We start from the raw sequence: 12,516 nt of genomic DNA, 5'->3' as shown, positions 1-12,516 counted from the left end.
TGAACAGCTTTGGCAGTTTTGATCGATTATCGAACCAAAGTTCGATAATCGCAATTGACCTGTGCATTGCTTGCCACTATTTTGCGCTGCCGCTGCGCGCAACCGGGTTCTATCAGGCTTTGTTGGGTGGCAGCGGTATAACCCTGCCCACAAGGCATGGCTATTCCCCCCACACGCGGCACCCTCCTCCGTCACACTATCCGTGTGACTGGAGGACTGCCTGGGGCGCAACCGAGTCGACAGTTTCCATTACAGGGCAAGGCTGTAACTGCATCAGGCGGCTGCGGGTGCGATTGAAGTCGACATGGCTGGCGACATTGCACAGCTGATCGAGGCCTGCGCTGCATCCCAGCAGCAACTCAATACCGCTGTCGTAAGCGATGTCGATGAAATTGAGAAAGCGCTGTTGCACATCAATGCCCTCGTTCTCCAGCGTGCTGACTCCTCCCAGCGCAACCTGCTGGAAATGCTCGCACAACCAGAGAAAATCAGCGCTTGAGCGCGGGCTGCGGCACAACTCGGTAAAGTCGACCCAGACCCGTTGCCCTTCACGATTGCGCAGTTGCAGTGGCCGGTGATTGACCTCAACACAATGCACGCCCGGCGCTTGCGCAGTGAAGCCCAGCGCGTCGCCAAGTCGCTCGCTGCCCTCCTCCAATGGCCAATACAGGCAGCCCCAGCAATAGTCAGAGGCTTGGCGATAATCCGTGGCGCCGCCTAGCTCCAGCACATCAAAGCGCTTGTTGAGCAGGTCGATCGCCGGTTGGAAGCGGTCGCGATACAAAGGATTGGGGCACAGTTTTGCCGGCGGATAATTGGAGGTGCAGATCAACCCGACACCGGCATCCACCAATGCTTTAAGCATGCGCCCGAGCAGCATGGCGTCGCCAATGTCGTGCACATGGAACTCGTCAAAACACAGCAAGCGTGTTTCGCTGGCAATCTGTTCGGCAACCCGTGCCAACGGATCTCGCTGACCGGCAAAAGCACGCATGCGCAGTTGCAGCTCTTGCAGGAAGGCGTGGAAATGCACGCGACGTTTTGCAGCCAGCGGCGCCGCATTGAACACCGCATCCAGCACAAAGCTCTTGCCGCGCCCAACGCCGCCCCATAAATACACGCCAGCGGAAGGTCGACGTAACCAGCGTTGACGACCCTCTATAAACGCGCAAAGCCACTGACCGAGATGATCAATGGCTGCTTGTTGCGCTGGGTCCGCGTGATAGCCACGCGTGCCCAGTAACGCTGCAAAGTGCTGCCGGACTATGAGGTCCGGCGCGGTTGAATCAGAAGTCAAAGAACACCGTTTCGCCTTCACCCTGAATGCGGATATCAAACCGATAAGCCGTTTTGCCATCGACCTCGCAACGCTGCGCGATCAGGGTCTCACGGCGCTGCGGTTGCTCGATCAGGTTAAGCACCGGATCAATTTGATTGGCCTCGGCCTCATCGGAGAAATACACACGGGTTTGCAAGTGAATATTGATGCCACGGGCAAACAACGACAGATTGATATGCGGCGCCATCGCCACACCCGCCGCGTTATTGACTACGCCCGGTTTAATCGTGTGCATGGTCCATTCGCCCGCATCGAACGTAGTGGCCGTGCGGCCAAAACCGTTGAACGGCTTTTCCAGATCGAAGGCGTTGTCGTACCGACCCTGATGGTCAGCTTGCCACAGCTCGATAAACGAGTCGCGGACCAGGTGGCCATTGCCATCATAGACATGACCAATCAGCACAATGTGCTCACCTTCAGCTTCTGGCTTGGCCATCTGGTTCCAGATTTCCTGCGGGCGCGGCGGATTACCGGCAGCCGCCAGCGCCAGGCCGATATGCACATACGGGCCAGCAGTTTGAGATGGCGTTTCCGGCAGTAATTGAATAGGCATTTGCAGGTATCCTCAACGATTCTCGAAATGGGTCTGGCGCTGGCCACGCAGCACAATATCGAACCGATACGCCAGGCAATCCATGGGATTGGCCGTTGCCATGTCGAGCTTGGCAATCAGTGACTGCACCGCATCGGGGTTGGCAATCGACTTGACGATGGGGCACATCGGAATCAGCGGGTCACCTTCAAAATACAGCTGGGTAATCAGGCGGCTCGAAATTGAAGGCCCGCTGATCGACACATGCACATGCGCCGGACGCCAGTCATTCGGGCCATTGCGCCACGGATACGGGCCGGGCTTGATGGTGCGGAAGCTGTAGAAGCCGTCGCGGTCAGTCAGCGTACGGCCAACACCACCAAAGTTCGGATCTAGCGGCGCCAGATAACGGTCGTTCTTGTGGCGATAGCGGCCACCCGCATTGGCCTGCCAGATTTCCACCAGGGTATTCGGCACCGGCTTGCCGTACTGATCGCAGACACGGCCGGCAAGGATGATGCGCTCGCCAACCGGCAAACCACCATTGTTGAAATTGAGCAGCAAATCGTTGTCGTGCTCGCCACGCTTGAGGTGGCTAAAATCCGGGCCAGTGGTTTCGGAAATCGACTGAGGAATGCTGACCAGCGCCTGGCGGGGAGAACGTGCAATGGAAGTTTTGTAATCCGGAGTCAGCGCCTTGGGGTGCCAGTTACGGTCGCGAATGACGAAGCGGCTTTGCGCGTCAGACATGACGATTTCCTCTTATTGGAATGGATGAATCAATCTGCCGGCCCAATCAGGCCAAGTTCGGCGCAGTGTCCATCAGAAGTTCCAGCCTGAATAATGAAAAGATTGCGCCTATCCATAACCATATAGTTATGGATAGGCGCTTCAGTTGCACTCCACGCGGATAAACCTGAGTGCACGCAAGCGCTTTTCGCTTTCAATCTCCACAACCCCAGCCTCAGGCCTTGCAAAGATTACTGCTGGCAGGCGACCCGTTGCGCTAGATGTGGTCGATTATCGAACAGCAATTCACCCGCCACCTATCGCTGCCTGTACCTTCAAAACGCCTCTGCCATGGGCCTTTCGGCCCTGTTCGACATGTATATAGAGCCTCGCACCAGATACTGAACAGCGGTTCTGTCGTGACCGTCAGTTGACCAAACTAACTATTTAGTACATTTTTATCGCAGATGCTTTTTGCCAGATTAAAATAATAGAGGTCGTCGCAATGACGCGTACTGTTCTGATTCTTAACGGGCCTAATCTCAACATGCTGGGCACCCGTGAACCTGCCACTTATGGCCACGAAACCCTGGGTGATATTGCTGACATGTGTCGTCTCACCGGCGAACGCCTTGAACTGCAGGTTGAGTTCCAGCAAACCAATCATGAAGGCCAGATGATCGACTGGATTCATCAAGCGCGTGGCCGTTGCGCCGGAATCATCATCAACCCTGCGGCCTGGACACATACCTCGGTTGCTATACGCGATGCATTGGTTGCCAGTGAAGTGCCGGTCATTGAAGTACACCTTTCCAACGTACACGCACGAGAAACTTTCCGTCACCACTCGTATGTGTCCGCCATCGCTGTTGGTGTGATGTGCGGTTTCGGCAGGAACGGCTACCGCCTTGCGCTCGAACATTTTGCCCAACTGATCAAAGCCTGATGACCATGAATACTCCAATTCCCTCAATACTTGCCGGCCTGATTGGCGCAGGCATACAGGCCTCACGCACGCCCGCCCTGCATGAGCACGAAGGCGACGCCCAAGGCATTCGCTATCTTTATCGCCTGATCGACCTAGATGCCCTGAAACTCGACATGAGCGCCCTGCCCGGCCTGCTTGAATCGGCACAGCGCATGGGATTTACCGGCCTCAACATTACCTTCCCGTGCAAACAGGCCGTTATTCCGCTGCTCGATGAGCTTTCTGATGAAGCACGCGGTATTGGTGCGGTTAACACCGTGGTGTTCAAGGATGGCAAGCGCATCGGCCACAACACCGACTGTCTGGGCTTTGCCGAAGGGTTTCGCCGTGGTCTGGGGGATGTTGACTGCAGCCAAGTCGTGCAAATGGGCGCGGGCGGTGCGGGCGCTGCCGTGGCGCACGCCCTACTCAGTGAAGGCGTTAAACGCCTGATCATTCACGAAGTTGATCCGCTCAAGGCGCTAGGCCTGGTTGATAGCCTCAATAGCCACTTCGGTGAAGGTCGCGCGCAAGTTGGCCATAATCTGGCTGCAGATGTTGCGGGCGCAACGGGCCTGGTCAATACCACACCGGTTGGCATGGCCAAACTGCCGGGCACACCATTACCACCCGAACTATTGCATGCGGGCTTATGGGTTGCCGAGATTGTTTATTTCCCCCTGGAAACCGAGCTGCTCAAGCAGGCCCGTGCGCTGGGCTGTCGCACTCTGGACGGGGGCACCATGGCAGTGTTTCAGGCGGTCAAGGCGTTTGAACTGTTCTGCTCGCGCCCTGCCGATGCCGAGCGTATGCAAGCGCACTTCCATAGCATGAATGGCTGAGCGAGCTGGATGCGGGGTTATGTCGCCGGATGACACAACCCCGCAAGCTCGAACACATATCAAACACTCAGGCTTTCAGGTAACTCAACACAACGTCACAAATCATCTGCTTGTGGCGCTGTTTAATAGCGGCATCTTCTGCCAGATCAATCTGAAAGATCTCGCTGAAGGTATGGCGGTTCGAGACACGATAAAAGCAGAACGAACTCATCAGCAGGTGCAAATCTATCGCCTGTACACCCTTGCGAAAATCCCCACTGGCTTCACCCCGGCGCAGCGTGTCATCGAGCATGTCCAGCACATTACTGCTCAATGAGCGTATCGTCGGCGACTGCTTAACGTACTCGCCACGATGAATGTTTTCTATGCTGACAATGCGCACGAAGTCTACATTGCGATCATGGTGATCGAAGGTGAACTCGACCAGCCGCGCAATAGCTTCAGGGGCCGGCAGTTCTGCCAGATGAAGCTGCGCTTCGGTGCGACGAATGTCGCCATACAGCTTCTCCAGAACCTCGACATATAACTGCTCCTTGCTTGAGAAGTAGTAATAAATCATGCGTTTCGAGGTATGCGTGCGCTCCGCAATGGCATCGACCCGAGCGCCCGACAGCCCCTGATTGACGAATTCATGAACCGCCGCCAAAAGAATATCCTCACGGGTTTTCTCAGGGTTGTTCTTGCGGCTTTTTCGCGGAGTTTCGGCCAATGGCTCGGTAATATCGATACTTGTGGTCATGTAGAGCTCGTGCCTGTTTCTTGTTATGCGATTATGAGCTGGCTGACCTGCAGATAAAAGTGCCAGCCTGGTTGATCAGACGGGCACTTTTAACACATTGCAGCAGTTACAGGTTTACCTGACGCGGCGCCCCACCACTGCGCGCCTTGGCCATAGCCGCCAGCCGCACTGCAACATTGGCCGCGCCGTATCCGACATAGTCGTTCTTGCGCTGGATGATTTCGAAGAAAAAGCGTCCATCGAAAGGCTCGGTGTACACGTGAAACAACTCACCACCCTGTGCATCACGGTCATAAAGAACATTGTAGTAAGCCAGTTCGCTGAGAAACTCGTCGTCGAAATCGAAGCGTGCGGCGAGGTCATCGTAGTAATTAAGCGGGATTTCCAACAACGGCACCCCCGCCTCTTTGGCGCGGCTGACTTCGGCGAAAATGTCGGCGCATGAAAAAGCGATGTGGTGAACACCCGAACCACGGTAGCTAGACAGCGCATGTGAAATGGCCGTATTACGATTTTCCGAGACGTTCAACGGCAGGCGCACAGTACTGCAACGGCTGCGAATCGCACGGCTTTTAACCAGGCCATAAGGATCTGGCAACACGACTTCGTCGTCCGCCTGAAAGTCCAGCACACCTTTATAGAACAGCACCCAGCTGTCGAGGCTGTCGGCTGGCAGTGCCATGGCCATATGATCGATACGTTCAAGACCGCCTACAGCCAGCGCATCCGGATTCAACTTGAAGTCGGAGTCATAAATGGTGCTGCCAGGCTCACCCGGCTCAACCAGATAGATCAGGCTACCATCCGGTGCGCGAACAGCCGAAAGCTCACGTTCATTGGGCCCAGCAAGACCGCGATACGGCTGAGCCTTGTAAGCGCGTGCACGCTCCAGCGCAGTGTCGGCATCCTTCACCCGCAAGGCAGTCGCACAGAGCGATGGCCCGTGTGCTTCAAAGAAACTGTGTGCGAACGAATACGGTTCGGCGTTAAGCACAATTTTTATATCGCCCTGAGTTAGCAAACTAACCGCCTTTGAGCGATGTTCTCCGGTTCGGGCAAACCCCATACGTTCAAGCCAGCCCGCCAGTTTTGCGCCCTGCGCTTCATTGACGGCAAACTCGAGGAACTCGACGCCGTCATAGCGGCTGGCAGGTGTGGGCGCGAACAGCAACGCCGGATCCGCCGGCATTGCATTCTCTTTTTGCAGCAGCTTACGGGTGTTTTCTTCGAGGTAGAGCAGCGAGCGCAGACCATCTGCAGCATTGGCGCGTGGCGGCGCAGCGCGGAAACCGTCGTTGAAGATCTCGAGCGACAACGGACCGGCGTAACCGGTTTTAAGAATCGGTGCGAGGAAACCCGCAAGGTCAAATTCCCCCTGGCCTGGAAAGCAGCGGAAATGACGGCTCCACTCGAGGACATCCATCGCCAGAATGGGCGCATCGGCCATCTGCACAAAGAAGATCTTGTCACCCGGAATCTGCGCGATACCGCTGGGATCACCCTTGATCGACAAGGTATGAAAACTGTCGAGCAATACGCCCAACGCTGGATGGTTTGCCTGGCGAACAATACTCCAGACCTGCTGCCAAGTATTTACATGACGCCCCCAGGCCAGCGCCTCATAGCCGATTCGCAGATTACGCGCCCCGGCCCGTTCTGCCATCTGACGCAGGTCGTCGATCAGAATCTCTTCATCGCCAAGCGAGTCGGCAGCAACGTTGCTGCACACCAACACCAGATCAGTGCCGAGTTCCTGCATCAGATCGAATTTACGCTCGGCACGGTCGAGGTTCTTGCTCAGGCGATCACGGCGACAGCCTTCAAAGTCGCGAAAGGGCTGAAACAAGGTAATTGCGATGCCCAGATCAGCGCAGAGTTTTCGCACATCGCGAGGGCTGCCGTCGTAGTAGAGAAGATCGTTCTCGAAGATTTCGACACCATCAAAGCCGGCTGCGGCGATGGCTTCGAGCTTTTCCGGCAGAGTACCGCTCAACGAAACGGTGGCAATAGAACGCTGCATGCTGCAACTCCTTGTGGGAGGCGATTCGACATGTACGCATGGCAAAAACCACACTGTTTATCGACCGCCCGAACGGAGACTAATTGGAGTTTTGATTATTAGCCGATGTGTAGGCCACAGCAATTTAAAACGTACCACCCAGTTAGTTTTATGTTCGATTATCGATCAATCCGGCCTTAATCGAATTGACCTGTTCAGCGATTGTGCGCAACATCTTCTCCATGTTGCATCCAGCATCGCTGCCAAGACTGCCCTGTAATACGGCTTCGATGACTTTACCCAGTGACATGTTGCTAACAATTTCAAGAAACAGGTAACCGCTATGACCCCCATTACTGCTCTGCTTTCCTATCCGTTTGTGTGTGGCGCCCTGCCCGCGCCGGCTGTTGTTCAGCATTTGACTGAACCTGCAATCGCCTAACACAAACCCGGCGTGCACAGCTAAAGCCCGCTCAACCTGCCAGCATACCAACGTCCAGTTACCAACATTCGGTGTACTGCGTCGTTCTGTCTGTGCGGTCTTTATGTGCACTTGCTGACTGACTGCTGCCCTTGCGCAGTCCCGAACGGATGGCCCCACCATGATCCAGTCTCAAAGCAAATCACATCCGCTTGCCTGCTTGGCAAGCCCAGCCAGCCAAAGCGGCATCGGCAGTAAAATGCGCAACGCGCTGGCAGTCGGCAAAACCCGCTGGGGCATGCTCGCGCTGGTATTTTTAGCCACTACGTTGAACTACATCGACCGCGCTGCGCTGGGCATCATGCAGCCAGTGCTCGCCAAGGAAATGAGTTGGACGGCGATGGATTACGCCAACATCAACTTCTGGTTTCAGGTCGGTTATGCCATCGGTTTTCTGCTGCAAGGCCGGTTGATCGACAAGATAGGCGTCAAACGTGCGTTCTTCTTTGCAGTCCTGCTGTGGAGCCTGGCTACCGGGGCACATGGGCTGGCCACCTCAGCGGCAGGTTTCATGGTGTGCCGGTTTATTCTGGGCCTCACCGAAGCGGCCAACTACCCGGCATGCGTCAAAACCACTCGCACCTGGTTCCCGGCGAGCGAACGGGCAATGGCCACTGGTTTCTTCAATGCAGGGACTAACGTCGGCGCGATGCTTACCCCGGCGTTGTTACCTTTAATTCTGAGTGTTTGGGGCTGGCAGGCAGCCTTCATGTGCATGAGCGGTCTGGGCTTGTTCTGGGCGGTGCTCTGGGCGATCAAATACTACAACCCGGAAGATCATCCGAATGTTAAACAGTCGGAACTGGATTACATCAATCAGGACGTGGAACCAGAACCGACCAAGGTGCCGTTCTCGGAGATCCTGCGCATGCGTGGAACCTGGGCGTTTGCGATTGCTTTCTCCCTGACCGCGCCGGTATTTTGGTTCTACCTCTACTGGCTGCCACCGTTCCTTAATCAGCAATACAACCTGGGCATCAGTGTCAGTGAGTTGGGCCTGCCGTTGATGGCGATCTGGCTGACCGCAGACTTCGGCAGTATTGGCGGCGGGATTCTTTCTTCCTGGCTGATCGGTCGTGGCATGCGCGCAACCACCGCGCGGCTGGTGTCGATGCTGATATTCGCCTGCACCATCATCGGGGTGATTTTCGCGGCACACGCCAGCAGCTTGTGGATCGCAGTCCTGGCTATTTCGCTGGCGGTAGGCGCACATCAGGCCTGGACATCGAATATCTGGAGCCTGGTGATGGATTACACCCCCAAGCATATGATGAGCACAGTGTTTGGCTTTGGCGGCATGTGCGCGGCCATTGGCGGGATGTTCATGACGCAGGTGGTTGGGGCAATCCTCACAGCGACCGACAATAACTATTCGGTGCTATTCACCATCATCCCAACCATGTACTTCATTGCGCTGGTCTGGCTGTATTTCATGGCACCGCGAAAGCTGCCCGAATCCAACTGATGCATTGCAAGCAAAGGCCCCGATGAGGGGCTTTTGCTTATCTGCCCCGCCATCGTCGGATTAATCCAAGCCAGTTAGATCGCCCTGTCACAAGCCGCCCTGCGGATTCCAACCCCCACGCAACCATCACACACTCCGCACCGTCCGCAAACCAACAAACCAACAAACCAACAAACCAACGGAGGATGGATAGCGGCGCGAAGCAACGCAATCCGTCATAGCAATTTCACGGCATCGAAAATGCAAGCCCAGCCAACCAAACAGCCATGCAGATTCAAGCCGTCGCCACCCGAGCTACACAAAGCTCCCTAATCCCCCCAAATACGCGTCCGCCGATCACTGCCTGGCCAATACCGCTTTCGCAGCACGCAACGCCATTTCGGCGCGCTGCAACGCTGTAACGCCTTGCTTCAGCAACTGCTGGGTCGGTACTTCCAAGCTGAGTGGAATCGCACTTGGCAATGCGCGCAATAAGCCCTGCAAATCGCAATCTCCTTCCCCGGGAAAACGTCGCTCGCTGCGCGCCTGACGGAGTATTTCCTGCATGTCTGCAGGTCGCGGTCCGGCCACATCACAAAGTTGCGCATAGCGCAGACGTGCGGGCGCCACTTGCGCCAGTTGTTTGAGGCTTGAGGTCGAGCGATCAAAGTGGAATGCATCGACCAACACGCAACCATTACTGCGCCCCGCCGATGTGACAATCCGCAGCGCCTGATCCAGATTGCGCACATCGGTCCATGGCATAAATTCGAGATGCGGATGGATGCCCAATGGTTTGGCCAGATCGCAAAGCTGAACAAAGTTGTCGGTCAGCCTTACTTCATCGGGGTCATTGCCGGCCACCAGCAACTCTGTGGCTTCAAATTCGGCACAAACCTCAAGCAGCGTGCGCAGATCTTCAACCTGAGTCTGCGGCTGCAAGCGCACTATTTCGGCGTCGAGCACACGCACGCCACAATCGCGAAGTCGCGCTTGTGTCTGACGCCGCAACCCGGCATCGGTCATCAGTGCAAAGTGATGCTCTTCAACTGTTGCAGGCAGTAAACGCAGACCGACATGGCTATAACCGGCGCGAGCCGCTACCTCAACCATATCGACGGGCGACAGTTCGAGCACAGTAAGCGCGGCCAGAGAAAACAATTGTTCAGTCATGAAAGGGTTCCAGCAGTGGGTCGGTGAAGGCCCGCAGTCATATTTTTGCAGGCGCACAGGCCTGCCCGGTTTCGGCGGCAATGCGGATTGCCTCAATCAAAGCCAAGGTACGGCCTGCATCGGCAGCACTGACGATAGGCTCGGCCTGGCCACGAACAACCTCTATGAAATGCTGTAACTGACGTGTCAGAGCCTCGGCGGCGGTGAACGCTTGAACATCACTGAGAAGTGGCTGATGCCAACCCGCATCGGCCTGCTCGAAGTACCAGTGTCTGAGTTGCGGCAGGCTCAATGCGCCACGTGTTCCGGCGAGCATATAGCAAGGCTGGTCTACCTGACTTGGATACACAGGGTTCTCGCCGGAGCACAATTCCCAGCTCCAGGGAGCGGCTACTGCATCGGAACCTGTCAGGCTGCCCAGCGCCCCACTGGCGAACTGCAACAACACAGCGACGCTGTCTTCATTGGCAAAACCACGGACTTGATTGCGCGTAATGGCCTGAACGGATTCAACCTCGCCACACAGATAACGCAGCAGGTCGAGGTCATGAATCAGGTTGGTCAACAGCATCCCCGCGCCCGGTTCACGGCGCCATGGAATATCGAAATAACTGTCGGGTTTACGCACTTGCCACAAGGCAGTCACGTTGGTCAGCCGGCCCAATGTGCCGCTTGCCAACAGCTCACGAGCTTTGGAAATCAGCGGATTATGCCGTCGATGATGGCCCACCAACACAGCAACCCCACGGGCCTCAGACGCACTGACCAGTTCACGCACTTCATCAAGGTGCACACCCACCGGTTTTTCCAGCAACACCGCAACGCCCGCCGCTACACAGTCAAGCGCTGTCTGAACATGCTGGGTATTGGGATTAGCGATGATCACAGCGTCTGGTCGGACTTCGTCAAGCATTACCAGGTGGTCGGCGAAATAAGGCACCCCACGCGCTGCAGCGAGCGTTGCAGCTGGCGGCGCCGGATCGGCGATTGCGCAGAGGCGCGCCTCACTCAAGCCATCCAGATGCTCAAGGTGTTGCTGGCCCATGACCCCAGCACCGATCAGGGCGATATGCAGTGGCGTTGGCAAAGTTGAGTCCTCTTGTCTGATTCGAACGGGTCTGATTGAAATAGATTTACTGCTCTCTTTTAATATTTAGAACCTAGTTCTATTTTTAAATCAAGAGGGCAAAGAAGTCCACCAATCATCCATTAGTGAAAGGACGAGAAAACACTGAAGATTGATAGGCCGCGAATGCGGCCGCAGGATCAGACGAACAATTCGGAGGCCGGACTCGCTTGCGCCAATTCCCCGGCAGCACTGAGTAACACTGGCGCCAGTGCGTGTATGCGCGCTTCATTCAAGCGTGCGCTTGGCCCGGCGATACTCAACACACCAATGACTCGGCCGCCGTCAGGGCTTTGCACTACTGCCGCCATTGCCGAAGTACCGACTGCCGAGCTTTGTTCAACCCAGGCATAACCAAGCTTGCGAGCAAGCGTTAAACGCGCGAGCAAATCGGCTGTATTGCGCGGTGCATTGGGGCCCAACTCTTGCGGAGCAATGACCGCGCCCTGACGCTCGACCAACGTAATGGCGGCAGAGTCTTCCATGCTCGCCAACCAGGCATGCCCGGATGCGGTATAAAACAAGGGGGCATCGCGTCCCATGTCGGGGTCATAGCGCAGGCCGCCCTTGGCACCTTGCGCCTTGGCAATCCAGGTCAGGTTGTCTCCATCAATAACGCCCAGTCGCACGAGCTCGCCACACTCCTCGGCCAGACGATCGAGAATCGACTGCACGATATCCGCTCCCGCATTGGACAGATAGCGAAAACCCAGCGCAACCAGCTTGGTCGACAGTTGATAGCGGCTGTTATCCGGATTCTGGCGTACGTAACCCAAGCGGATGAGCTCAGCGAGCATGCGGTGGGTGGCGCTTTTGGGAATCTGCAAGTCGTCCGCAAGGCTCTGCATCTGCAAGCCTTGCGGCTCGCCAGTGAGGCTTTCGAGAAGCCCGAGTGCGCGTTCGATCTGACTGCCGGCCATAGTGTTGAATCCACATTGAGTTTGGCGTGGATTCTAACGGGATACTTATGCACGGGGAAACTTAGCGCAGCGTTTAAGCAGAAGTCGCAACAATGGGAATGTACGAACTGGTTAATTACTGTTCGTTAACCGAACAGTACAGCGTACACCGCATTGCGCGAGGTATTGGCCGAACACACAATCAAGCACAGGGAATCACGGCTCAGTCCTCTTCAGAGACAACAC

General features: G+C 56.0%; 12 protein-coding genes. 3 read left to right on the top strand and 9 right to left on the bottom strand.

All coding sequences use genetic code 11. The features are described from left to right. Positions 1-196: 196 nt before the first annotated feature. From zapE to pcaH, 3 genes are read right to left on the bottom strand one after another with little or no spacing between them, the layout of a single operon-like run. Positions 197-1,357 carry a cell division protein ZapE gene (gene zapE, locus FEZ62_RS12965; protein WP_172928055.1) on the bottom strand — a complete coding sequence of 387 codons (1,161 nt, stop codon included), beginning with the start codon at positions 1,355-1,357 and terminating at the stop codon, positions 197-199. After that, the gene (gene pcaG / locus FEZ62_RS12960) at positions 1,287-1,892 is read right to left on the bottom strand and encodes a protocatechuate 3,4-dioxygenase subunit alpha (protein WP_172928048.1); all 606 of its coding nucleotides are present in this window, start codon (positions 1,890-1,892) and stop codon (positions 1,287-1,289) included. The genes zapE and pcaG overlap by 71 nt, the downstream gene beginning before the upstream one ends. A gap of 12 nt (positions 1,893-1,904) precedes the next feature. Continuing rightward, positions 1,905-2,621: a protocatechuate 3,4-dioxygenase subunit beta gene (pcaH, locus tag FEZ62_RS12955; RefSeq protein WP_069899761.1), complete on the bottom strand. Its 717-nt coding sequence runs from the start codon at positions 2,619-2,621 to the stop codon at positions 1,905-1,907. Between the two features lie 484 nt (positions 2,622-3,105). Between pcaH and aroQ the strand changes: the two genes are divergently transcribed. Together aroQ and FEZ62_RS12945 are read left to right on the top strand one after the other, a co-directional pair. Then, positions 3,106-3,546 (top strand): type II 3-dehydroquinate dehydratase, encoded by a 441-nt coding sequence (aroQ, locus tag FEZ62_RS12950; RefSeq protein ID WP_172928046.1) that lies wholly within the window; start codon positions 3,106-3,108, stop codon positions 3,544-3,546. A gap of 5 nt (positions 3,547-3,551) precedes the next feature. Beyond that, a complete protein-coding gene (locus tag FEZ62_RS12945; RefSeq protein ID WP_172928043.1) occupies positions 3,552-4,409 on the top strand; it encodes a shikimate dehydrogenase in 858 nt (285 codons plus the stop codon). A 67-nt stretch (positions 4,410-4,476) separates the two neighbouring features. Here the strand turns inward: FEZ62_RS12945 and FEZ62_RS12940 are convergent, their stop codons facing one another. The 3 genes from FEZ62_RS12940 to FEZ62_RS12930 all read right to left on the bottom strand — a co-directional run bounded on the left by FEZ62_RS12940 (position 4,477) and on the right by FEZ62_RS12930 (position 7,565). Then, a complete protein-coding gene (locus FEZ62_RS12940; protein ID WP_172928040.1) occupies positions 4,477-5,148 on the bottom strand; it encodes a TetR/AcrR family transcriptional regulator in 672 nt (223 codons plus the stop codon). A 106-nt stretch (positions 5,149-5,254) separates the two neighbouring features. Next, complete coding sequence (gene quiC, locus FEZ62_RS12935; RefSeq protein WP_172928038.1) at positions 5,255-7,168, bottom strand: 3-dehydroshikimate dehydratase QuiC; 1,914 nt, start codon at positions 7,166-7,168, stop codon at positions 5,255-5,257. Between the two features lie 148 nt (positions 7,169-7,316). Beyond that, on the bottom strand, positions 7,317-7,565 hold the full coding sequence (locus tag FEZ62_RS12930; RefSeq protein WP_172928036.1) for a hypothetical protein: 249 nt from the start codon (positions 7,563-7,565) through the stop codon (positions 7,317-7,319). A gap of 262 nt (positions 7,566-7,827) precedes the next feature. Between FEZ62_RS12930 and FEZ62_RS12925 the strand changes: the two genes are divergently transcribed. Then, complete coding sequence (locus tag FEZ62_RS12925) at positions 7,828-9,093, top strand: MFS transporter (RefSeq protein ID WP_239655593.1); 1,266 nt, start codon at positions 7,828-7,830, stop codon at positions 9,091-9,093. A gap of 336 nt (positions 9,094-9,429) precedes the next feature. Here FEZ62_RS12925 and FEZ62_RS12920 read toward each other — a convergent pair whose 3' ends face one another. The 3 genes from FEZ62_RS12920 to FEZ62_RS12910 all read right to left on the bottom strand — a co-directional run bounded on the left by FEZ62_RS12920 (position 9,430) and on the right by FEZ62_RS12910 (position 12,291). Further along, a complete protein-coding gene (locus FEZ62_RS12920; RefSeq protein WP_172928032.1) occupies positions 9,430-10,245 on the bottom strand; it encodes a sugar phosphate isomerase/epimerase in 816 nt (271 codons plus the stop codon). 37 nt (positions 10,246-10,282) lie between these two features. After that, complete coding sequence (locus FEZ62_RS12915; RefSeq protein WP_172928029.1) at positions 10,283-11,332, bottom strand: Gfo/Idh/MocA family oxidoreductase; 1,050 nt, start codon at positions 11,330-11,332, stop codon at positions 10,283-10,285. A 179-nt stretch (positions 11,333-11,511) separates the two neighbouring features. Next, positions 11,512-12,291 carry an IclR family transcriptional regulator gene (locus FEZ62_RS12910; RefSeq protein WP_172928027.1) on the bottom strand — a complete coding sequence of 260 codons (780 nt, stop codon included), beginning with the start codon at positions 12,289-12,291 and terminating at the stop codon, positions 11,512-11,514. Between the last annotated feature and the right edge of the window lie 225 nt (positions 12,292-12,516).

Origin of the sequence: Pseudomonas sp. MS19 (assembly GCF_013277615.1) — a bacterium.
Classification (GTDB): Bacteria; Pseudomonadota; Gammaproteobacteria; order Pseudomonadales; family Pseudomonadaceae; genus Aquipseudomonas; species Aquipseudomonas marincola.
The sequence above is the reverse complement of the archived record's forward strand: the minus strand, read 5'-3'. Positions and strand labels throughout refer to the sequence as shown.